The organism is Acinetobacter sp. YH12052 (assembly GCF_013419835.1).
Taxonomy (GTDB): Bacteria; Pseudomonadota; Gammaproteobacteria; order Pseudomonadales; family Moraxellaceae; genus Acinetobacter; species Acinetobacter amyesii.
Map to the genome: position 1 here is coordinate 38,877 of NZ_VOZI01000014.1, position 22,828 is coordinate 61,704.

The window sequence follows — 22,828 nt, forward strand, 5'->3', positions numbered from 1 at the left end:
TGTGATTAAACTTCATCAACAAGAATTGATAGTTTCAGGCAAAATCGATTACAACAATGCCGAATTGTATTATCAAGACGGCTTGAAATTGATTCAACAACAGCAAGCTTTTCCCTTAGTGGTCAATCTTGCTGAGCTTGAACATGGCAGCACTTTGGCTTTAGCTGTTTTGGTCCGTTGGTTACGCCAAACGCCAAAAGCGCAAGGTTTGCAGTTTAAAGCAGTCCCTGAAAAAATGATGAAGATTATTCAAGCCTGTCATCTTGAGCATGACTTGCAATTGATCTAAATAAAAAAAAAGCACCATAAGGTGCTTTTTTTATTTTAGCGGGACAAGAAACTCTCGCAAGTCCGCGCAATAGGAAAGCACTAAATCCATTTCTTCCAGCGGAAGTACATCAATGGGCCAATAAAGAATGCCACGATGATTAAGCTGACCACGATAAAACTGGTTGTACCATGTGCGAAGGGCAGTACATCGGTGTTCATCCCATAGACACTGGCCACTAACATTGGTGGCGCAAGCATACTTGGTAAAATCGAGAATCGACGAATCGTATCGTTCTGTTCGGTGTTAATGAACCCAGAAGTGGTATCTAGTAAGAATCGAACCTTTTGGAACAAGAAGGCATCATGCTCAACAAGAGAGCGCACGTCTTCACTGAGTTCTCGGATGTCGGCATCATAAATATGACTGCCCAAGGCGCGAGGACGTGACAGGAAGGTGAGAACACGACGTAAGTCGATCAGACACAGCTGAGCTTTCCCGAGCATGTCTTCTAAATGCGCAAGTCGGGTAATCATGTCATCTAAGTCTAAAATCATCTCACGATGACGATTATTCAGCACTTCTGTGGAATACTTTTCTAAGTCCTTGTGGATATCTTCCAAGATATCCGCAAGCTCATCGAGTTTGGCTTCTAAAAGACCCAATAAAATCCAAGTTGGATCTTTATAGTCAATTTCATAGTCATTACGACGCGCACGGGCACGAAAGGCACGGAAAGCCACCAGCTTTTCACCCCGTAAAGTGAATAAGCGTTCTTTATGCAAAATAAAGGCAACCGTTTGTACGGTAGCTAAGGTGCTGGCATTTTCTTCGGGTTCGCCATCGACCTGAAAATTTTTATTTTTCGTTAAAAAATAGGTGCTGATGTGCAAAATACCATCGTCATCACGGTAGAATCGTGCACTCGACGAAATATCTTCTAATGATTTTAATGTAGGTAAATTTTGATCATAGGCATCCATAATCCATTGCTGCTCTTCCTGAGACGGGGCAATGAGATCGAGCCAGACTAAATCCTGATGTAAATCGAAGTCACCATTGATGGTGACATCTTCCAGGCTACCGCGCTCTGTGGCGTAAAAGGCTTCAAGCATGTTGTCTTTTCCCCTTGCGCAGTAAGTTAAAAATGAATGGGTGTATTTTAGACAAGGATTTGCTGAAAAACACTGTTCTAATGCTTATTTTATGAAAAAATCTGTTTAAAGTTGATTTTTCCAGCATAGCGTTCCTGATCTGATGGTGATTATAAATGAAATCTATCGCAATTTTCTGTGGTTCCGCCCTTGGTAACAATCCTGCCTATTTACAGGTGGCTGAAAAAGTCGGTCGTCATTTAGCGGCACGAGGCATCACACTGGTCTATGGTGGTGGTCGTTCAGGTTTGATGGGGGTTGTGGCAGATAGTGCTTTGCGTGCAGGCGGGCAAGTCATTGGGGTGATTCCAAAAGTCTTGGTCGATAAAGAATTGGCACATCCAGATTTAACCGAATTGCATGTGGTAGAAAATATGCAACAACGTAAAACCAAAATGTCTGAACTCTCGGATGGTTTTGTGGCGATTCCAGGTGGAGCAGGGACTTTAGAGGAAATTTTTGAGCAGTGGACGTGGGCTCAATTGGGCATTCATTTAAAGCCATGTGCCTTTCTCAATGTAGATGGTTTTTATGACGATTTATTGAATTTTCTAAAAACAACTGCAGAAAAAGGCTTTACCCATCCGCGTTTTATCGAAGGCTTAATTACAGAAGATAATATTGAAACGATTGTTGAAAAGTTTCAACATTTCACTGCGCCAGAGCCGAAATGGGGCATGGTTGAACGTACAGCCTTTATCACCGATTTGGAACAAGATTGATGAAAACTATCACTGTTGCCGCAGCCATTATTCTAAATGAACAGCATGAACTTTTAGTGGTTCGTAAAAAACACACGGCATTCTTTATGCAAGTGGGTGGCAAGTTAGAACCCAATGAAGCCCCTGAAATCACCATGCTACGTGAAATTCAGGAAGAAATTGGCTGCGCTGCGCAGATTGAACAATTCATTGGTCGTTTTGAAACGGCCGCTGCGAACGAAGCCGATCATCTACTGGTGAGTTATGTCTATCTGGTCCAGTTGCAAGGTGAACCGAAAATTGATGCAGAAATTGCAGCGATGCAATGGGTCAGCTTGGATGATACACAGACAAAACTCGCACCTTTAACACGTGAGGTGGTGATTCCTTGGGTGAAGCAGCAGGCGCGATCTCTTGTTGAAAGCTAAACCGCTTCGCTTGCTCAGTTTCTTTATTAGTGGTTGATGTTAGAAACTAAGGCTGTGCCGCAGCAATGCATGCGACATATACCTGCGTGCAATGTAGCTGATGTAACAGCGTACTTAATGCATGGATTGAACTCCCCGTGGTCACCACATCATCAATGATGAGGACTTTACGGAAACGGCGTTTTTCGGTTGGGTTGATAATAAATTGTTGTTCGATATTTTCTAGGCGTTCTAGCCGACTTAAACCTTTTTGAGCGTGCTGTGCTTGACGAATCACCGGTTGCCAAACAGGGATGCGCAATTTCTTTGCCATCATCTGTGCAACGAGCAGCATTTGGTTATACCCACGGTCTTTAAGGCGTTCTACTGAAATAGGCATGGGGACGATGGCTTGAACCCTAGCTAAGCGCAAGCTTAAAAGGCTCTGTGCCAGTAAATTTTGATAGTGCAATTGTTGCTCATACTTATAGCTTTGAATGATGCGATCTATAGGGAAATCATAGTAAAAGGCACAAGAGATGCTGTGTTCATGGCGATCAACCGCTTGTTTAAACCAAGGCAGTTGTGCCCAGCAGTCGGTACAAAGCGAATGATGTTGTTGTCGATCGATACCGCAGAGCAGGCAAGGGGAAACGCTCTGTATTCCTTTTTGGATGAAGTGTTGGATAGATTGGAGCATGTTTTTATTCTAATCATTCTTTTTTGAGTATTTTGCACAGTTCGTGGTGAAGTGCAATCACAACACCACAGCAACCTGTTCGACAAGCTTATTGGTTCAAGCCAATCTGTATAATTAGGATGATCGATCTGTCATCCTAATAATTATTATACATAGGCGTATCGAGGAGCTTCCGGCAGCCATCGTTTTAAAAGCGCTTGAGCCTGTGCAGGATAGTCATTCAGGACTTGTTGAGCCACATAGTGAGCCTGATTGAGTAAATGGTCATCTCGCTCTAATTTTGCTACACGAAAGCCCATATCGCCCGTTTGTTTAGTGCCGAGGAGCTCACCGGGGCCGCGAATTTCCAAATCTTTTTCAGCAATAATAAAGCCGTCATTGGTCTCGCGCATAATGCGTAAACGCTCTTGCCCATTTTGCGACAAGGGATTTTTATACAGCAAGGCACAGAAACTGGCTTTGGCACCACGCCCTACACGACCACGTAGCTGATGTAGTTGTGAAAGCCCTAGGCGTTCTGCATTTTCAATCACCATGATTGAGGCGTTCGGGACGTCAACACCGACTTCAATGACGGTGGTTGCAATTAGTAATTGCAATTCATTATTTTTAAATTGCTGCATCACTGCTTGCTTTTCATCGGCCTTCATTTTGCCGTGAACCAGACCAATATTGAGGTCTGGGAAGCGTTCTTTAATTTCATTAAAAGTTGCTTCAGCGGCTTGAGCATCTAAGGTTTCGGATTGTTCCACTAGGGTACAGACCCAATAGGCTTGTTTGCCTTCAGCACAATTGCTGGCAATCCGCTGTAGCACTTCTTCACGACGATCCAGTGGAATGGTGACCGTTTGAATCGGTGTACGACCGGGTGGTAGTTCATCAATGACAGAGGTGTCTAAGTCGCCATAAGCCGACATCGCCAAGGTACGAGGAATAGGGGTTGCTGTCATCACCAGTTGATGTGGTGTCATGCCATTGAGACCTTTGTTCCGAAGTGCCAAACGCTGATCGACACCAAAACGGTGTTGCTCATCAATAATCACTAAACCCAATTTGGCAAATTGAACATTGTCTTGAAATAAAGCATGTGTGCCGACCACTAAATTAGCAGAACCATCTTGAATACTTTGTTCTGCTGCAGCTCGAGCTTTACCTTTTTGCTTGCCTGAAAGCCAGGACACGGTCAGTCCCATAGGCTCAAACCATTTTTTGAAATTTAGATAATGTTGTTCGGCCAAAATTTCTGTTGGCGCCATCATGGCCACTTGCCAACCTTCCTCAAGCGCATGACAGGCTGCAACGCCTGCAACCAAGGTTTTACCTGCACCTACATCGCCTTGTACGAGTCGCAGCATAGGTTTGTTCTTTTTCAGATCGACCGCAATTTCTTTGGACACGCGTTTTTGTGCGCCGGTCATTTCAAACGGTAGTGTACTTAAAAGCTGTTTGGTGAAGTTCTTACTTGCAGAGAATGACGGTGCTTCGATTTGTTGAATATAAGCACGGCGGCTGAGCAAACTGACCTGATGGGCAACCAATTCTTCGAAAATTAAACGTTGCTGTGCAGGATGAGAACCTTGGCTGAGTTGCAACATATTGGCATCGACAGGGGGGTGATGAATATAGTCCAGTGCTTGTTTTAGGGCATAGCCATTGGTGAATTTTTCTGGCAATAATTCAGGTAAGTCATCACTATATAACTGTAGTGCTTGTTTGACGTATTCACGCAGTTTGGGCTGTGTTAAGCCTTCAGTTGCAGGGTAAATCGCAGTGAGTTGGGTTTGAGGTAAAGGCGTGTGTTCAGTAATCACCTGTAGTTCAGGATGATACATTTCTAAGCCACGAGCACCAACACGGACTTCACCAAAAATCCGTAAACGATTTCCCGGTTTTACCCGATCAGTAATGCCTTTGTAGATATGGTAAAAACGTAAAGTGACTTTGCCACAATCGTCATCCAAAAGGGCGGCCATCGATTTACGCTTACCGGGTGGGAAGTCGATATTTTTGACCGTGCCTTCTAGTAAATAACTGCGGCCCACGGTTAATTGGTTCATGGGGATGATCGTGCTACGATCTTCATAGTCGCGTGGCAGATGAAACAAAAGATCATCTGTCGTGAAAATATTTAGTTTTTCAAGTAAAGCAGCGGCGGCATTGCCAACCCCTTGCAATTGATGGACGGCAGCCATGTCCCCTCAACTTCGGTTTATATGATCTAAATGGATCAGTTCTGAGAATAGGTCGTTTGATGCATATTCTATTTATCGGTTATGGTAAAACATCGCAACGTGTTGCTAAACAATTATTTCAGCAAGGTCACCAAATTACCACAGTGAGTCGTAGTGCGAAAGAGGATGATTTTGCAGAACATTTAATCCAAGATGTTCACCAACTGGATTTGTCGCAGGTTCAACCGATTGATGTAGTCTATGTTCTTTTGGCTCCTGCACGTCATGCTCAACTCAATGCTGTGGATGCTTACCGACACACTTATGTCGATTCTGTACAGCCGATTGTTCAAGCATTAGCACATCATCCAATACAACGTTTAATCGTGGTGTCTTCCACTCGTGTCTATGGTGAACATGCGGGGGAGCGGATTGATGATGACACTGTGCCACATCCGATCGATGAGCAGGGCATGTTGTTACTGGAAATGGAGCATCGCTACACACAAGCATTTCCTAACGAATGCGTGATCGTACGTCCCTCTGGGATTTATGGCACATCGACAACACGAATGCAGAAACTGGCAGAAACGACTCATCGCTATCCCAATATTCATTGGTCAAATCGAATACATATCGATGATTTGGCAAAATTTCTGTGTCATCTACTTCACGTGGAACATCCTGAAAAATCATATATTTGTACTAATAACCAACCTCAACCTTTGCATGAGCGAATCTTGGAATTGCAAAGAGCTATGCATTTACCCGAATTGGTTTTAGAGAGTGAAGTAGAAACAGGTAAAAAGATTTATGCAACGCGGATGATGGAGAGTGGTTTTAAGTTAGCGCACGATTGATTGTGATGTGTATGTAAAATTGGCGTGACGTATAAAATTCAGAGCAGCTTTGTGAGTATTAAAAGAAATTCTATAAATGAATAAGATAGGTCTTTTACAACATGTATTGTTCAAATTTTCGGATGGATCTCAAAGGATAAAAATTAAATAATGACAAAATCATTTGCTGAACTTACTCAGAATCTACCCCATAGACCGATTTTGGAAAAAGCTTTGAGTTATTTTGAAAATTTACCAAAGATCTCGATTGATTGTGGTTGTGGTGCAGGAAATGAATCATCATTTCTACTCCGTCATAATTTTAAAGTATATGCATTTGATCCAACTGTTGAAGCTAAAAATATCTGTCTAATTAAATTTAAAGACAATAAGAATTTTTTATTTTCTAATCATGCCTTTGAAGACTATAGCTTTCCTAAAGCTAGTTTAATTATTGCTTTATTCAGTTTATTTTTTTGTTCTACGGATTCGCTTGAAAGTGTTTTAAAGAAAATGCAGGAATCCTTAAGTGAGCAAGGCATTTTACTCATACAACTGTTAGGGAAAGATGATGATTGGGTAAATAATTTTTCTGGAAAATTTATAGGTTTTGAACAGGAAGAGCTTAAACAATTGTTTGATGCGGACTTTGATATTATTTATATCGATGAATTTAAAGGCAATAAACCGCTAGCCAATGGAAATCCAAAATTTTGGAATGTACATACCTTAATTTTAAAAAAGAAAATATTAAATACTTTTGTATAGTCCAAAAAATAGAGACAAGCTTTTTACAACTTGTCCCTAATTTTGCTCAAATTCTTTTGCTTTTATAGTGAAAAAAATCAGAACCGTTTATTTTTTCTTACGTTTCAAGCGCTTTTTAGCTTGTTCCGCAGCAACTTTATCTAGTGCTTCTTTTAACTCTTCATCACTAAAGGTTGTAATGTGCTGCAACATTTGCAGGGTCACATCATCCAAAACGAGGTTGGCATATTGCGCAACATTTTGGAAATTTTCATCAAACACAATGGCGTTGTTTTCATTGGTACTGATATAACCTTGTTGTGTTAAGACTTTAATAAAGCTTTGGAACAATGCCTTATCAAAGAACTCTGGCGAGTTAAATTCATATAACACAGACAGACGTTGACCAACCAAGTGGCTGAGTTCTTCAACCTGACGCGTCGAGATATTGCCCGAACCACGTTGTGTGATTAAAGCCAAAGTCATGTAGTAACGCTCAAGACTTTGCATCACAGGTGCAGCTAAGACCACTAACTGATTGTGCTGCTCTGAGTTAGGCGCAGGGGAGATCAGGTTGCCTTCTGCATCTTCAGAAATTAGCTTGGCTTTGATCAGTACTTCTGCATACGCACAGATCTGATCTTTAAGCTCTTCATCATTCCACTTGAGGAATAACTCAGCTTTTAAGAATGGATAGAGTGTACGAATGACATTAATCAAATCACCACGGCGAATAGAACCATTATGTTCAACCAAAGCGGCAATGAGTGATGGCAAAATAAATGCGTGCAGGATGTTGTTACGGAAGTAGGTTAACAGCACCGCTTGATTATCAGCAATGGCAATAATATCGCCAAGGACATGATTAACACGTTTAATCAGCTTGAGTTTCAAGCCATAAGCAATGATTTCTTTACCCGATAGCGGTGTCACTTGCATGCGCTCATCGTAAGGTAAGGCAGTTAAAAGATCACGATAGGTATCTAACTGCTTAATGCAAATCTCTTCATCTAAAGTATGTTTAGATGTTGCCAATAAAATCAGTGAAAGCAATGAAACTGGGTTCACCACTGCTGCACGGTTAATATTTTCTAAAATCACGTGTGCAGAACTGTTAATGGCATCCGAAACTTCTGGCGGAATTGGGTCGTCATTTTTCTCGATTTTGATGTTGCTTGCATTATGCTGTTTCAACATATCATCAAGGAAAACCGGCTCACCAAAGTTCAAATGCACTTTACCGAAAATACGTTCGATCTTACGCAGAGTTTTCATAATCCCGATGATCGATTCGCCCTCTTTCGGCTTACCATTCATTTCGCCAACGTAGGTCGCACCTTCCATTAAACGCTCATAACCAATATAGGTCGGTAAGAACACGATCGGTTTGGCTGGATTACGTAAATGACCATGGACAGTCATGGCGAGCATGCCGGTCTTCGGTGGTAATAAACGACCAGTACGTGAACGACCCCCTTCGATGAAGTATTCAAGCGGCGTATTACGCGCCAAAATACTGTAGAGGTATTCTTTAAATACGGTGGTGTAGAGACCATTGCCACGGAATGAACGACGAATAAAGAACGCGCCGCCGCCACGTAAAATTTGCCCGACAAATGGCATGTTTAAGTTATCGCCCGCAGCAATGTACGGCACCATCAAGCCACGTTTATAGATCACATAAGACAATAATAAATAGTCGATATGGCTACGATGACATGGGGTGTAAATGATCTCGTAGTCTTTGGCTAGTTCACGAACGGTACTGAAGTTATGTACTTCGACGCCATCATAAAGCTGTGTCCATAGGCGAGTCAGGGCTAAGTCAGCAAAACGTACTGTTGATGCAGAATAGTCAGAAACGATTTCATTTAAATAACCAATCGCACGACGTTCAGCTTCAACCATGCTGATTTTACTGCGAATGCTTTCACGACGAATCGCATCTTGCACATCCGTAGATTTGATCAGGCCGTGCATCACATTACGACGGTCAGATAAATCCGGCCCCAAAACTACTTCACGCTGTGCATCTAAATAATCATTCAGTGTGCTGACAATATAAGTCGCAGGTGACAAGTTTGGATGTGTAGTTTTGGCATATTCAACCAAACGACGCAAAGACTGTGGCTCATGGAATTCAAGGTAGGATTGACGACCGTGCAAACCAATATTGACCAGCTGCTTCACTTTGCTTGGTGTAGACCATGTATCGGTAAATAATAATTTAAACCAAGAATCTTCTTTATCGGGTTCACGGCCCCACAGCACGGTTACAGGAACGAGCTCAACATCCGCATCAGGATTTTTTTCCAAAACCTCAATTAAACGTAATAAACGAGGTGGAAAGGCATGTGGCGGTGGATTGAGTAAATTGTCTTCATCATGATGTTGTAAAAACACCACAGAGGCTTTTTCTGTTTGCGTACCCACTGTCATTGGGTCGAGTGCAGGGTGTAGCTTTAAACGACGGGTTTCACCATCGACAATTAAAGCATTACTCCGTGAATGATTTTGCAGAACGTAGCAGGTAATTTTCGTTGTCTGTACGCCGGTATCTGTATCGGTTTCAGTCACTACAGGTTCTACAGGGACTTCACCTAAAACATGCGGTGTTACCACAAGGTCAAGCAGTTTACTCGAAAGCTTTCGATACATCTGACCAAAGCCGCTCTTGGACATACAAACTCCTACTTTTCATGACCAAACCACAGAGATTCTGAGGGGAATCTATTCTGCGTAATTGTACTTAAAAACTGTATGTCATTTTCTGACAAATTGCATAGATATTGTAAGATTTTATCGTTAAAAAACGTATTTTTAGCAGTTATATTGCATCAGTAAGGTGACAGATCAGTCAGCGAATCTTTAGGGTTTTAGTCTGGATTTATGGCAAAATGGAAAATATATTTAAACATCTGTTGATGTTGCCTGCGTTAGCTTAATCCCGAATGATAGATAGGTTTGTTATGAATGCCTTAACACAAGAGTTGGTTGATTTACTCAGTCTTGAAAAATTAGAAGAAAATATTTTTCGTGGGCAAAGCCGAAATTTGGTCGGGAAACGTGTCTTTGGTGGACAGGTTTTAGGTCAGGCGCTACGTGCGGCATCTTATACCACAGATCGACCTGCTCATTCCTTGCATGCCTATTTCTTATTCGGTGGTGATATCAATGCACCGATCATTTATGAAGTGGATCGTATTCGCGATGGACGCAGTTTTGTGAGTCGTCAGGTCCGTGCGATTCAACATGGTAAAACCATTTTCATGTGTATGGTGTCATTTGCAGAGCAAGAAGAAGGGTTGAACTACCAAGTTGCAGAGCCAGAATATCCAGCCGTTGAGGATTTAAAATCTGAAGCTGAGCTAAAACGAATGATGGTGGAGTTTGTTCCTGAAAACGTCCGTGCATCTTTTATGCGCGACCGCCATGTAGAAATTCGCCCGATTGATCCACAAAACCCGTACCAACCGCAGCCTGCTGCGCCATCGTATGCACACTATATTCGTACCCATGACACGATTGCTGCCGATGTTGATGACATCTCTTTACATCAGGCTATTGCGGCATTCTATTCAGACTTTACGCTGATGACGACTGCACTACGTCCACATGGTTTAAGTTATTTATCACCTAGTTTGCAGTGTGCGAGTATTGATCATGCCATGTATTTCCATAAGCCATTCCGTGTGGATGAGTGGATGCTTTATGACATGGATGCCACGGTCAGTGCCAGTTCACGTGGTCTAAATTTCGGTCGCATGTGGCAAAACGGTGAGTTGGTCTGTAGTACGACACAAGAAGGCTTGATTCGTTTACGTGAAATTGAAACCCAATAAGCTTTGAGCACTATGTGTTAAGTCGTGCATGTTGAAATACTGAAAAAACCGAATCTTCTGATTCGGTTTTTTATATCCGTCAATTTTTGATATGAAGCTACTTGCGGAATGGAGTTATCTAGTTAGGGGTACTGTACAAGTTGAATGGAGCTGAATTCATGCTTTGCAGAATTGTAGCAGTACATGTGACAAAAAATTCCTCGATTCCCGGTGGGTCGCATGGCATAGTGCCTGAATAAAGGATGATTAATGCAAGGCACAATGAGCTTAAATACGCAGATTTTAATTGCCGCAATATTGGGTGTGGCATTTGGGTTTTTATTAATTCAGTTTCCAGAGACGCAGTTTTTATCCGCCAGCCTGTATGGCTTGGGGATTGCCAGTAGTATTTTTATTGGCTTGCTGAAAATGATCTTGGTTCCGCTGATCTTTAGTTCGATTGTGGTGGGGGTATCGAATTTACAAGCGGGTGGTCAGCTGAGTCGAACGTGGAAAATTACCTTAGCGTGCTGCGTCACCACCACAACTTTGGCACTGATCTTGGGTCTAGCATGTGCGCATATTTTTAAAGTTGGGCAGGGCGTGGACATCGTCATGTTCCAAGATGCAATGCAACAACATCAGAGCCCTGACACCCTTACAGCAGGTTCATTCTTTACCAATTTTATTCAAAATACACTGATCAATCCGTTTAAAGCCTTTAGTGATGGCAATGTACTCGCAGTCGTGGTGTTTTCACTATTTCTAGGTGTGGCCTTGGTCAAAGGCGGTGAAAAGTTCCGAAGCGTGAGAAAGCTGAGTCAGCAATTTTTTGACATCATGATGATGATCATCGGCTGGGTGATGAAGCTTGCACCGATTGGTATTTTTGCATTATTGGCTAAATTGATTGCTACAGAAGATATTTCGGTGTTGAGTCGCCTCGCGGAGTTTGCTGCGGTGGTCACGGGCACGACGATTTTCCATGGGGCAGTGGTGTTACCTCTGCTGCTTTGGATTTTTGGGAAAATGAGTCCACTGACATTTTTTAGAGGAACACGAGCTGCCTTAATCACTGCTTTTGCAACCAGTTCAAGTTCAGCAACGATGCCACTGTCGATGAAATGTGCGCAGGAAAATTTAGGCGTACGTCCTCAAACAGCAGGTTTTGTGATTCCATTGGGCACACAGTTAAATATGGATGGTACAGCGTTGTATGAAGCTGCTGCTGCGTTATTTATTGCTAACTTGATGGGCTTAGATTTAACCTTGGGACAGCAGTTAATTGTCTGTGCAACCGCCATGATTGCGTCACTCGGCGCACCGGGCATTCCAAGTGCTGGAATGGTGACAATGATTATGGTTTTACAATCGGTTGGGCTTCCTGCAGAAGCCATTGCGATATTGCTGCCGATCGATCGTCTATTGGATACGGTACGGACTGTGGTGAACGTACAGGGTGATATGATGATTAGTGTGGTGGTGGATCGTCATACGCGAGATGTAGATGAACCAGCGTTGTCGAATTAAGCAGATAAAGAGCTAAAATGTGGGTTGTAGACGATCTCCCACAGATGCCCATCTAAGTCTTGAAAATAGCCTGCATAACCACCGTAAAACGTGGGCTGTGCTGGCTTAATTGGTTTTGCACCAGCGCGTTGGGCTTGTTGCATGATTTGATCGACGGCTGCGGTACTGTTGACGTTATGTCCGAGAGACATTTGAGTTGGACAAAACGCAGATGTACTGATTCCGGTGTCATGACTCAGGCTATCTTGCGGCCAGAGTGCGAGCTTTAAACCGTGTTGTAAATCAAAAAATGCCACAGCGCCATGTTCAAATTCAGTCCCAATAATCCCTGTGCTATTTAGACCTAAACCCTCCTGATAAAACGCGAATGCAGCGTGTAAATCTTTCACAGCCAGTGTAATAACGGAGATGTGAGCGTGCATGGAGATGCTCCTGAACGGTGTATTTTTATTTTAGGATAAGGCTGAGTATAAATGCATTTTAAAGAGAATAGGGAACTTGGAATAACTGTACTTTAAACATCGAACTTATGAGCCTATCCATCTTGAGTGTGTTGATTGCTCAGTAAAAAAATGGAGCGTAATGGATGTGAGCACAAAAAAAGCAGGGCGAACCCTGCTTAATACAAATTTTAAATGGTGTTTAAGCAACTTTCAGTGCGGCGCGTTTTGCAGCAGGAGAGTTGTCGAGATAGGCAATCGCATCTTCAGTTTTTGCTTCATGTACAGGATCGTACCAAGGCATTAAATACCCCAATTGCTGCGACACTAACCAAAGTGGATGTGGCAATAAGCGATTGTCTTTTTGCGCGATACGCGCCCATTCACGCCAAATCCACGGTTTATATACAGCAGGTTTAATCGATGCATAGCGCGAGTCTTGCTGCATGATATGTGCTGCACCATCGACCCATAGACCAAGTACGGCAGCAATCACGATCACACTTTGATAATAGCGAGAAATATAGCCCCCACCGAGATGACGATACAAATCAAAAGCCACGGTACGATGTTCTATTTCTTCTGCACCATGCCATTTTACTAGATCGAGCATATTCGGATCGGCACCGAGGTGTTCCCACTCTTTGTTGTATAAAGCATATTTGCCTAGTACACAGGTCATGTGCTCAACCGTTGCAATCACCCCTAAACGAAAGAGATCCCATTGATGATCCAAGGCTTTGGGTACGCTGAGCCCTAAAGGTTGGTCCGCAAGCAGTTTGCCAAAGAGAAAGTCCATGATTTCGAGGTTGCGTTGAATACTGATATTGCGCTGAGACAGATATTCTTTATTGGCAGAGTTATGCGCCTGAGCATGCATGGCTTCTTGGCGGATAAATGCTTTAACGTCCTCTGCTAGTTTTTCATCTCTAATTTGTGGCAATACTTTGTTATACAGACGGCAAAACCAAAACTCACCTGCCGGTAAGATCATATTAATTTCATTAATAAAATAGCTGACAAAAGGTTGGTTGGGTACCCAGTCAACTTGAGTATCTTGCCACTCAAATTTCACTTTACGTGGCTTAATTTTATATTCGATTGATGATCCAAGTTTTGTGTTTCTCAAGCGGGAGAGTAATTTCATGACCTATCCTTGTTTTTATGTGATCGAGTACACATCTGATGTATTCAGTATCCAAAAAAAATCCTGCATTGTGATTAGCAATACAGGACATTTCATTATCTTCAGATGATACTTTTTGTCAGACAATCATCCTTGCGCTGACTTTAAAATTACTGGATTAGTGGTCTGAATTTTTGCCTTCAGCTTGGGGTAAATCTTCAGATGTAGTGTCGACGTCATCGAATGCTTCCGCATCTGCATCGATTTCAATATCATCTTCCGATGCTTCAGGAATGCTATCAAGATCAAACTCTGTCGATTGTTCTAGAGTGAAGTTAAGACGACCCGCCATGACACTCGCTAACTCTTCTAAACCTTGTTTATTCAATGATGAGAACAATTGGATAGAGAAGTTCAGCTTCATTTTTTTCAATGCTGCTTTCACTTCTTGTAGTGCTTTAGAGGCTGGGCCACGGTTTAATTTATCTGATTTGGTGAGCAGTACGTGCACGAACAATTTACGAGAATGTGCCCATTCCAACATCATGACGTCAAAGTGTTGTAGTGGATGACGGATATCCATCAACAGCACAAGACCTTGTAAACTTTCACGGTGTATCAGATAGTTTTCTAACTCTTTTTGCCACACGATTTTCATCGCTTCAGGTACAGCGGCATAGCCATAACCCGGTAAGTCGACCAAACGCTGATCAGGATTTCCTAAACTGAAAAAGTTGATCATTTGGGTACGACCCGGTTTTTTCGACGCACGAGCCAATTGCTTTTGGTTGGTGAGCGCATTAATGGCACTCGACTTCCCTGCATTTGAGCGGCCAGCAAAGGCAATTTCATAGCCGGTATCTTCAACGCAGAGGTTGAGTTTAGGCGCACTCATTAAGAACTCAGCTTTGCGTAGCCAGTTGAGCGAGCGCACAGCATATTCAGTAATCGCAGAGTCTACTTTTTTCTCATAAGTAATCTTTTGCTTCGGCGCATTGGCCGCTTTACTGTTTCGTGATTTTCCTCTGTGCTGATGCATAACCCAACTTCAATAACTGATTTAACAACACGCATTATAAAGGAAGTCGGGCAGGCAAGCGAATTTTGTCGCAGGCAAAGTGAAATTAGAGATTGATCATTTGAATCGGAGATTGTGTTGTAAATTTAGATGCGCTGCTTGGTTGCAAGACATCGGCAAGTTTGTACTGATCGAGACTTTGATAAAACTGTTCTAAAGCTTGGTCTAAAATGCTTTTTAAACCACAATGACTGCGCAGTACGCAGGGTGGGTCATTGCATTCAACAATCTGGTGATTACCTTGCAAAATCCGTACGATTTGACCGAGCTGAGCCTCAAGTGCTTCAGGGTTTAGACGAATACCGCCACCTTTGCCGCGGCTGGTGATTAACCAGTTTTGTTTTGCCATAAAATGCACAATTTTCACCAAGTGATTACGCGAAACATGCAGGTCTTCTGCAATTTCAGCAATGTTATAAGGCACATCACGAGGGCGTGCGATATAGAGCAAAATGCGTAATGCATAATCGGTGAATTTATTGAGTTGCATGATAATACTGTGAGTCTGAGAGAAATAAATAAGGGCTAGTCTAGCATAACTAAACTAACCCTTTGTATTTCAGGTGAATAGCTTAGTTAGTGTTTTACACCACCAGTGCCGAAAGCTTCGCTGTGAATATTGCTAGCAGGAATACCACGAGCAATTAAAGCTTTCTGTTGTTCAGCCATAAATGGCATTGGACCGCAAAGGTAATAATCCGCATTGATCGGTAACAGTGCAGTATCCATGCTGCCTAAGTCTAGACGACCAGCAGCATCATAATCTTCACCTAACTTATCATTAGCATGAGGGAACTCATACGCTGTAAAGGTGCTAAGACGTGGGTATTTTGCTTCTAAATCCTGAATGTGTTTATGCATTGCATGCACTTGTTTGCTACGGCAGGCATGGATAAAGGTTACAGGTTGTGGCATGTCTAAAGTCACCAACTGATTCAGCATCGCAATCATTGGTGTTAGACCTACACCACCACTGATAAAGACATTGCGTTTTTGTGAATCAATCAGGAAGAAATTACCTGTTGGTGCAGACACTTCGATTTCTGAACCGATCTCCAAGCCATGCAGTGTATTTGATACCCAACCTGGAACCAAGTCACCTTTCTGATCTTCACGTTTTACAGAGATACGTAAGTAGTTGTCTTGTGGGCTGGTAGACAGTGTATATTGACGTGGTTGTTTTAGACCCAGCTCATCGACCAATACACGTACAGAGATGTACTGACCTGCTTCATATTTTGGTAAATCACCACCATCAGAAGGCTCAAGGTAGAATGAGGTGATTTCATCACTTTCAGCCACTTTTTTCGCGATTTTGAAATTACGCCAACCTAACCAACTGCCTTTAGTTTGCTGATGTTGCTCATAAATCGCTTTTTCAGTGCTGATAAACAAGTCTGCCAATTGTCCATATGCTGCTGCCCAAGCTGCAATCAGTGGATCTTCCATTGAAATGCTTAATACTTCACTGATCGAGTGCAGCAAATTTTCGCCGACAATATTATAGTCTGGCGCTTGAATGTTAAGACTCACATGTTTATGCGCAATTAATTCTACAACTGGTAAAAGTACAGATGGGTCCTCAATATTTTCAGCATAAGCCAATACAGCACCCGCCAAGGCTTGTGCCTGAGCACCGCTGCGCTGATGTCCCATGTTAAAGGTTTCTTTGAGGTCAGGGTTATTGCCCAACATACGATTATAGAAGTAACCAGTCAGCGCGACACCATTTTCACGTAGAACAGGAACAGTTGCTTTTACTAGGTCAATTTGCTGCGGAGTCATAGCTGATCTCTCATGGCTGTTATTTATAAGATGTATTTAAAATACATTTTTAAATACATCCGCGCAATACATGTTTTAGTAAAAACCATAAAAAAATTATGGAATATAAAAAGATTCCATAAATTTGTACTTTTTAATTGGGCTTTTAGATTATTTCTTGCCGAAGATAGAACCTAAGAGGCCACGGATAATTTTCTGACCTGTCGACCCACCCAAGCTGCGTGCTGCACTTTTTGCAAAAGTTCCTACAGTGTCTTGAATCAGTTTTTCACGTTGTTTGGCTGAGCGCTCAGCGTCTTTTTGTTGTTCGCGTGCAAGGCGTTCTTGTTCACGCGCTTGCTGTTTAGCGAATGCATCTGCTTCTTTGGCTTGTTGTTTGGCCAACGCTTCTTGTTCTTTGGCTTCTATTTTATCTTGTTCCGCTTGGACGGCTTGTTGTTGGCGCTCCGCCACTTTATTTTGTAAAAGTTCATAGGCACTTTCACGATCTGCTTCGGTGTCATACACACCTGCGACAACGCTATTTGCCATCAGAGCTTTGCGTTCTTCTACAGCAATTGGGCTAAATGAAGAGTAGGGTGGCATCACCCAAGCACGTTCAACAATTTGAGGTGTGCCTTGTTCATCTAGACAGCTGATCAGTGCTTCACCTACAGCCAGTTCCGTAATCACTTGATCGACTTTAAACGCAGGATTGGCTCGGAAAGTATCTGCTGCCGTCTTAACAGCTTTCTGATCTTTGGGGGTAAATGCACGTAGCGCATGTTGAACACGGTTACCCAGTTGTCCTAAAACACTCTCAGGTAGGTCAAGTGGATTTTGCGTTACAAAGTAAATGCCGACCCCTTTAGAGCGAATCAGACGAACCACTTGTTCAATCTTTTCTTGTAAAGCAGGGCTGGCGTTATCAAACAATAAATGCGCTTCATCAAAGAAGAACACCAGTTTGGGTTTATCCATATCTCCAACTTCGGGCAATTGTTCAAACAGTTCTGACAGCATCCAAAGTAAAAAGGTTGCATAGAGCTTAGGGGTATTCATTAACTTGTCGGCGGCGAGCAGGTTGATGTTGCCACGACCTTGCGCATCCGTTTGAATGAAATCCATAATATTGAGTGCAGGCTCACCAAAGAACTTGTCACCGCCTTGATCGGCTAATGCGAGCAAATTACGTTGAATTGCACCTAAGCTTGCAGGTGATAAATTGCCATATTCATTTTTAAATTCGGATGCATGTTCACTGACGTAGCTGATCATGGCTTTTAAGTCTTTAAAGTCGATGAGCAATAAGCCCTGATCATCGGCAATACGAAAGACCGCAGATAACACACCTTCTTGCGTGTCATTTAAGTTGAGAATTCGGGCAAGGAGCAGTGGGCCAATTTCAGAAATGGTGGTGCGAATGGGATGTCCTTGTTCACCGAACAAATCCCAAAACACCACAGGGGAGGCTGCAAAAGGAATGCTCTCGATATTTAAACTTTTAATTCGTTCGTCAAATTTAGGATTGTTTTCACCTGCTTTAGCAAGGCTAGAAACATCCCCTTTGGCATCGGCTAAAAATACGGGTACACCCAGCCGAGAAAAACTTTCTGCCAACACCTTCAACGTCACCGTCTTACCAGTACCTGTAGCCCCAGCAATCAAACCATGGCGGTTTGCAAATTGTGAATGAAGCACCACATCTTGTGTGGTGTCTTGTGTCTTTTTGCCAATAATAATTGGTGTACCCATAGATGTTCCTGTATTTATTCGAGTTGTTGTTTATTTAAATGTTGTAGTGCGTTTTCTATATCTTGTATTAAATCTGCAGGATGTTCTAGTCCTATACAAAAGCGAACCAGTAAGCCGGTTTGAATATGTGAATGTTCGAGTACACGCATATCTTTTAAGTTATATAGCATGACTAAACTGACTGGGCCACCCCAGCTAAAACCGAGCTTAAAGAGTTTCAGCGCATCGCAAAAGCGGCGTACATCTTGCAAACTATATTTTTCATTAAATATCACGCTGACCAAACCGGCACTGTGTTGTTCTGTACAAATTTCTTTCCAATACTGATGTCCTGCGGAAGCTTCATCAGCAGGATGTAAAACCTGTACAAAGGCTGGCTGTTGTTTTAGCCAATTTAATAAAGTTAAAGCACTTTGTGACTGGTGTTCATAGCGCAGGCGCATAGAAGCCAGACTGCGTTGTATTTGCGCGGCATCATCACCAGAGATGCTAATGCCTTGAATGGCGTGCGCACGAAACAGTTTGTGATGAAGCTTTTTATCTCGTGTAATTACCGAACCCATCAAAATATCCCCGCCGCCACTTGGGTATTTGGTCAAGGCATGCACACTGATATCGACACCCAGGTGCTCAGCACTAAAATCAAAAGCATTAAAGGCAAGTCCTGCGCCCCACGTATTGTCCAGTGCAGTGAGAATGTTCTGCGCTTGAGCTTTTTTGACCAAGCCGACTAAATCTGGAAACTCTAAAGTGACAGAACCCGCCGCTTCTAACCAGATAAGCTTGGCTTGCGCTGAAGGGCTAAATGAATCGACATCAATAGGGTTATAAACCTTGATCACGATGCTATAGCGGGTTTCTAAATTGCGTAAATGGTCCATATTTGGGCCATAGATATTATCTGCGACCCACACTTCATCCCCTTGACTTAAAAAACATGAATTGACCAAATTAATTGCAGATAAACCGCTTGGTGCGAGTAAGTGATACAAGCCACCTTCAATCTGAGCAATCTGATCGCCTAGGGTAAATGTAGTGGGTGTGCCATGTGTTCCATAGCTATAGTCATAATCATCAGTCCAATGGCGATTAAATAGCGCATCTGTATTTTCGAAAATTATAGTGGATGCACGAAACAGGGGAGGTTGAACACTATTGATGTATTGCGGTGCCTTTCTTGGTGCATGAATGAGTTCGGTTTGAGGATTCTTTTTCACGTGGCGCTCTGAAATGATCAAAATAATAATGAATGTTCAAAAGAATACGACTAAAACGCATGGATTTACGATGCTTTTGTATAGAAAATTAAGTGAAAAGCAAAGTTGGCTTCATTCTTGCAAAACCGATAACAGAGCAACAACAATAGGTTTAGCGCATGAAGTCGCATTTAAAAGTACATTATTTTCAGCATATTGCTGGTGAAGGGTTCGGCAGTTGTTATGAATTTTTAAAACAGCATCAGGCCAAAATTACGGCCACAGAATTCTTTGCATTACCTGTCGATCAAGCCTTAGATCTCGAGGCTTTGCCGCATGTTGAAGATGTCGATTTACTTATCATTATGGGTGGAACCATGAGCGTAAATGATGAGGCAAATTTCCCATGGTTAAAAATAGAAAAGCGTTGGCTGCGACGCTATTTAGCCCTCGGTAAACCCGCAATCGGGCTTTGTTTAGGTGGGCAATTGATTGCCAATGCCTTGGGTGGGGCGGTGAGTCGAAATGCACAACAAGAATTGGGTTGGACGACCATCCGTAAGGTCGCAAACGTACCGCATGACTGTTTCAAACTACCTGAAGAGTTTAAAGTCATGCAGTGGCACAGTGAAACATTTGAAATTCCCAAAGGAGCGGTATTACTGGCGGAAAATGATGCATGTCGTAATCAAATGTATCAAATTGGACAAAATATTTTGGGCTTTCAATTTCATCCTGAAATTACCCCTGAAGTACTCGATTTATTTTTGGAAAATGATGAAGAGGTGGCATTTTTTTCAGGAACACATGTACAGCCAGTACATGATCTGCGGAAAAGCGCAAAAAACAAATTTATTGAGGGAAATCAAATACTAAACCAAGCAATAGAGTATGTATTAAGAAAAAATGCCTATTGATTAAAAGTTAAGCAATTGATCTTGCATAAAAAATGAAAAATATAAGAAAAACAGCAAAAGGGATTTGCTTATGCATTAAACAATAGCTATAATGGGCGACCCTTTGATGAAGGGGGTTAGCTACGAATAAAGTAGTTAACATCGTGACAGTCACGGCATCGATCGTGACCTTAGTGATATTTCACTGCTCTTGACACTTGCCTCTTTTAAAGTGGGGTGAGATGCGTCAAGGGTGATTCTTTATATATTTGGCTTGGAGTTAACTGGTATGTCTAACCAGAGAATTCGTATCCGTCTTAAGTCTTTTGATCACCGTCTAATTGATCAATCAGCTCAAGAAATCGTAGAAACAGCAAAACGTACTGGTGCACAAGTTTGTGGTCCAATCCCGATGCCTACACGTATCGAACGTTTTAACGTTTTAACATCACCACACGTTAACAAAGATGCGCGTGACCAATACGAGATCCGCACTTACAAACGTTTGATCGACATCGTTCAACCTACAGATAAAACTGTTGATGCATTGATGAAGTTAGATCTTGCAGCTGGTGTTGATGTTCAGATCGCTTTGGGTTAAGGCTTTCGGTTAATTAACGCTCTAAGTTAATTAGGCCGCTTTTTTAGAGGTTTATGCACATGGCTATTGGTTTAGTCGGTCGCAAGTGCGGTATGACACGTATCTTTACAGATGCTGGTGTTTCTGTACCTGTAACAGTGATTGAGGTTGATCCTAACCGCATCACACAAATCAAAACGCTTGAAACTGATGGTTATCAAGCGATTCAAATCACTACTGGTGAACGTCGCGAATCTCGCGTAACTAACGCTCAGAAAGGTCACTTTGCGAAAGCTGGTGTAGCTGCTGGTCGTCTAGTTCAAGAATTCCGCGCTACAGAAGCTGATCTTGAAGGTCGTGAAGTTGGCGGAACTATCGGTGTGGATGTGTTCACAGTGGGTCAAATTGTTGACGTTACTGGTACATCTAAAGGTAAAGGTTTCCAAGGTGGTGTTAAACGTTGGAACTTCCGTACTCAAGACGCTACACATGGTAACTCTGTATCTCACCGTGTTATCGGTTCTACAGGTCAAAACCAGACTCCTGGTCGCGTGTTCAAAGGCAAAAAAATGCCTGGTCACTTAGGTGCTGAACGTGTAACTACACAGGGTCTTGAAATCGTTGCTATCGACGCAGAACGTTCAGTTCTAGTTGTTAAAGGCGCGGTTCCTGGTGCTACTGGTGGCGACGTTACTGTTCGTCCTACTATCAAGGCCTGAGGGGAAATAACGTGAATTTAAATACTGTTTCCGGCTCTGCTGTTGAGTTATCTGAAGTTGCGTTTGGTCGTGATTTTAACGAAGCTCTTGTACACCAAGTTGTTACAGCTTACTTAGCTGGTGGTCGTCAAGGTTCTAAAGCGCAAAAATCACGTGCTGACGTTTCTGGCGGTGGTAAAAAACCTTTCCGTCAAAAAGGTACTGGCCGCGCTCGTGCTGGTTCTATTCGTAGCCCAATCTGGGTTGGCGGTGGTAAAACTTTTGCTGCTCGTCCACAAGACTGGTCTCAAAAAGTAAACCGTAAAATGTATCGCGGTGCTATGCAATGCATCCTGGCTGAGCTTGTTCGTCAAGATCGCCTTGTTTTAGTTGAAGAGATTGCTGTTGCAGCTCCAAAAACTAAAGAATTGCTTGCAAAACTTAACGACTTGAATGCACCTCGTGCATTAATCGTTACAGATGCTGTTGATGAGAACTTGTATCTTGCTGCTCGCAACATTCCACACGTTGATGTGGTTGATGCTGCTGCAATCGATCCTGTTAGCTTGATCGCGTTCGATAAAGTTGTTATGTCTGTTGCTGCTGCTAAGAAAATTGAGGTAGAACTCGGATGAACAACGAACGTATCTATCAAGTCCTACAAGGACCTGTATTCTCAGAAAAAGCACAAGTTTTAGGCGAAACTGCTGGTGTTCAAGTGTTCAAAGTTGCACTAGATGCAAACAAACTTGAAATCAAAAAAGCTGTTGAGCAACTATTTGGTGTTCAAGTTGTTAAAGTTAACACAACGATCACTAAAGGTAAGACTAAACGCTTTGGTAAAACATTAGGACGTCGTTCTGATGTTAAAAAAGCATACGTCACCCTGAAAGCTGGCCAAGATGTTGAAATGGCTGACTTGGGCGATACCGCTGAAAACGCAGCGGAATAAGGACG

The 22,828-nt window shown here is 42.5% G+C and carries 23 protein-coding genes; 12 read left to right on the plus strand and 11 right to left on the minus strand.

Annotated elements, in window-relative coordinates; translation table 11 throughout:
• Position 1 precedes the first annotated feature (1 nt).
• Complete coding sequence (locus FTU06_RS11680; protein WP_180003434.1) at positions 2-289, plus strand: STAS domain-containing protein; 288 nt, start codon at positions 2-4, stop codon at positions 287-289.
• Positions 290-369: 80 nt separating this feature from the next.
• Here FTU06_RS11680 and FTU06_RS11685 read toward each other — a convergent pair whose 3' ends face one another.
• Entirely contained in the window at positions 370-1,383 is a 1,014-nt protein-coding gene (locus tag FTU06_RS11685) for a CorA family divalent cation transporter (RefSeq protein ID WP_078189297.1), read from the minus strand.
• 155 nt (positions 1,384-1,538) lie between these two features.
• Between FTU06_RS11685 and FTU06_RS11690 the strand changes: the two genes are divergently transcribed.
• Together FTU06_RS11690 and FTU06_RS11695 are read left to right on the plus strand one after the other, a co-directional pair.
• Positions 1,539-2,144: a TIGR00730 family Rossman fold protein gene (locus FTU06_RS11690; RefSeq protein WP_180073425.1), complete on the plus strand. Its 606-nt coding sequence runs from the start codon at positions 1,539-1,541 to the stop codon at positions 2,142-2,144.
• On the plus strand, positions 2,144-2,551 hold the full coding sequence (locus FTU06_RS11695) for an NUDIX domain-containing protein (RefSeq protein ID WP_180059170.1): 408 nt from the start codon (positions 2,144-2,146) through the stop codon (positions 2,549-2,551). Before FTU06_RS11690 ends, FTU06_RS11695 begins: the two co-directional genes overlap by 1 nt.
• A 46-nt stretch (positions 2,552-2,597) precedes the next feature.
• On the opposite strand, the gene FTU06_RS11700 is transcribed toward FTU06_RS11695, so the two are convergent.
• Both FTU06_RS11700 and recG read right to left on the minus strand, forming a co-directional pair.
• Positions 2,598-3,230: a ComF family protein gene (locus FTU06_RS11700; protein WP_180026062.1), complete on the minus strand. Its 633-nt coding sequence runs from the start codon at positions 3,228-3,230 to the stop codon at positions 2,598-2,600.
• A gap of 146 nt (positions 3,231-3,376) precedes the next feature.
• Complete coding sequence (gene recG, locus FTU06_RS11705; protein WP_180003443.1) at positions 3,377-5,422, minus strand: ATP-dependent DNA helicase RecG; 2,046 nt, start codon at positions 5,420-5,422, stop codon at positions 3,377-3,379.
• A 59-nt stretch (positions 5,423-5,481) separates the two neighbouring features.
• Here recG and FTU06_RS11710 point away from each other — a divergent pair, with 59 nt between their 5' ends.
• Positions 5,482-6,261, plus strand: coding sequence for an NAD-dependent epimerase/dehydratase family protein (locus FTU06_RS11710; RefSeq protein WP_180021597.1), 780 nt, complete (start codon positions 5,482-5,484; stop codon positions 6,259-6,261).
• Positions 6,262-6,411: 150 nt separating this feature from the next.
• Positions 6,412-7,008: a methyltransferase domain-containing protein gene (locus FTU06_RS11715; protein WP_180146798.1), complete on the plus strand. Its 597-nt coding sequence runs from the start codon at positions 6,412-6,414 to the stop codon at positions 7,006-7,008.
• A gap of 87 nt (positions 7,009-7,095) precedes the next feature.
• Here the strand turns inward: FTU06_RS11715 and plsB are convergent, their stop codons facing one another.
• Positions 7,096-9,669 (minus strand): glycerol-3-phosphate 1-O-acyltransferase PlsB, encoded by a 2,574-nt coding sequence (gene plsB, locus FTU06_RS11720; RefSeq protein WP_180008451.1) that lies wholly within the window; start codon positions 9,667-9,669, stop codon positions 7,096-7,098.
• Positions 9,670-9,956: 287 nt separating this feature from the next.
• On the opposite strand from plsB, the gene FTU06_RS11725 reads away from it, so the two are divergent.
• On the plus strand, positions 9,957-10,829 hold the full coding sequence (locus FTU06_RS11725) for an acyl-CoA thioesterase II (RefSeq protein WP_180026061.1): 873 nt from the start codon (positions 9,957-9,959) through the stop codon (positions 10,827-10,829).
• Between the two features lie 249 nt (positions 10,830-11,078).
• Positions 11,079-12,338 (plus strand): dicarboxylate/amino acid:cation symporter, encoded by a 1,260-nt coding sequence (locus FTU06_RS11730; RefSeq protein ID WP_171525930.1) that lies wholly within the window; start codon positions 11,079-11,081, stop codon positions 12,336-12,338.
• On the opposite strand, the gene FTU06_RS11735 is transcribed toward FTU06_RS11730, so the two are convergent.
• The 7 genes from FTU06_RS11735 to FTU06_RS11765 all read right to left on the minus strand — a co-directional run bounded on the left by FTU06_RS11735 (position 12,335) and on the right by FTU06_RS11765 (position 19,718).
• Positions 12,335-12,760: a VOC family protein gene (locus FTU06_RS11735; protein ID WP_168379113.1), complete on the minus strand. Its 426-nt coding sequence runs from the start codon at positions 12,758-12,760 to the stop codon at positions 12,335-12,337. The two genes, FTU06_RS11730 and FTU06_RS11735, sit on opposite strands and share 4 nt — an antisense overlap.
• A 220-nt stretch (positions 12,761-12,980) precedes the next feature.
• Positions 12,981-13,925, minus strand: a complete 945-nt coding sequence (locus tag FTU06_RS11740; RefSeq protein ID WP_180146801.1) for a metal-dependent hydrolase — start codon at positions 13,923-13,925, stop codon at positions 12,981-12,983.
• 157 nt (positions 13,926-14,082) lie between these two features.
• The gene (gene yihA, locus FTU06_RS11745) at positions 14,083-14,943 is read right to left on the minus strand and encodes a ribosome biogenesis GTP-binding protein YihA/YsxC (RefSeq protein ID WP_180010522.1); all 861 of its coding nucleotides are present in this window, start codon (positions 14,941-14,943) and stop codon (positions 14,083-14,085) included.
• Positions 14,944-15,028: 85 nt separating this feature from the next.
• Positions 15,029-15,472, minus strand: a complete 444-nt coding sequence (locus tag FTU06_RS11750) for an Rrf2 family transcriptional regulator (RefSeq protein WP_180146804.1) — start codon at positions 15,470-15,472, stop codon at positions 15,029-15,031.
• Positions 15,473-15,558: 86 nt separating this feature from the next.
• Positions 15,559-16,767 (minus strand): NO-inducible flavohemoprotein, encoded by a 1,209-nt coding sequence (gene hmpA / locus FTU06_RS11755; protein ID WP_078192460.1) that lies wholly within the window; start codon positions 16,765-16,767, stop codon positions 15,559-15,561.
• Between the two features lie 150 nt (positions 16,768-16,917).
• Complete coding sequence (locus FTU06_RS11760) at positions 16,918-18,501, minus strand: helicase HerA-like domain-containing protein (RefSeq protein ID WP_180146807.1); 1,584 nt, start codon at positions 18,499-18,501, stop codon at positions 16,918-16,920.
• Between the two features lie 14 nt (positions 18,502-18,515).
• Positions 18,516-19,718 (minus strand): PLP-dependent transferase, encoded by a 1,203-nt coding sequence (locus FTU06_RS11765; protein ID WP_180146810.1) that lies wholly within the window; start codon positions 19,716-19,718, stop codon positions 18,516-18,518.
• A gap of 158 nt (positions 19,719-19,876) precedes the next feature.
• On the opposite strand from FTU06_RS11765, the gene FTU06_RS11770 reads away from it, so the two are divergent.
• The 5 genes from FTU06_RS11770 to rplW all read left to right on the plus strand — a co-directional run bounded on the left by FTU06_RS11770 (position 19,877) and on the right by rplW (position 22,823).
• On the plus strand, positions 19,877-20,614 hold the full coding sequence (locus FTU06_RS11770) for a type 1 glutamine amidotransferase (protein WP_180089573.1): 738 nt from the start codon (positions 19,877-19,879) through the stop codon (positions 20,612-20,614).
• A gap of 268 nt (positions 20,615-20,882) precedes the next feature.
• Positions 20,883-21,194 carry a 30S ribosomal protein S10 gene (rpsJ, locus tag FTU06_RS11775; protein WP_000070912.1) on the plus strand — a complete coding sequence of 104 codons (312 nt, stop codon included), beginning with the start codon at positions 20,883-20,885 and terminating at the stop codon, positions 21,192-21,194.
• Positions 21,195-21,253: 59 nt separating this feature from the next.
• Positions 21,254-21,892: a 50S ribosomal protein L3 gene (rplC, locus tag FTU06_RS11780; RefSeq protein WP_078189280.1), complete on the plus strand. Its 639-nt coding sequence runs from the start codon at positions 21,254-21,256 to the stop codon at positions 21,890-21,892.
• An 11-nt stretch (positions 21,893-21,903) separates the two neighbouring features.
• Positions 21,904-22,506 (plus strand): 50S ribosomal protein L4, encoded by a 603-nt coding sequence (gene rplD / locus FTU06_RS11785; RefSeq protein WP_078189279.1) that lies wholly within the window; start codon positions 21,904-21,906, stop codon positions 22,504-22,506.
• The gene (gene rplW, locus FTU06_RS11790; RefSeq protein ID WP_005012992.1) at positions 22,503-22,823 is read left to right on the plus strand and encodes a 50S ribosomal protein L23; all 321 of its coding nucleotides are present in this window, start codon (positions 22,503-22,505) and stop codon (positions 22,821-22,823) included. Before rplD ends, rplW begins: the two co-directional genes overlap by 4 nt.
• Positions 22,824-22,828: the final 5 nt, after the last annotated feature.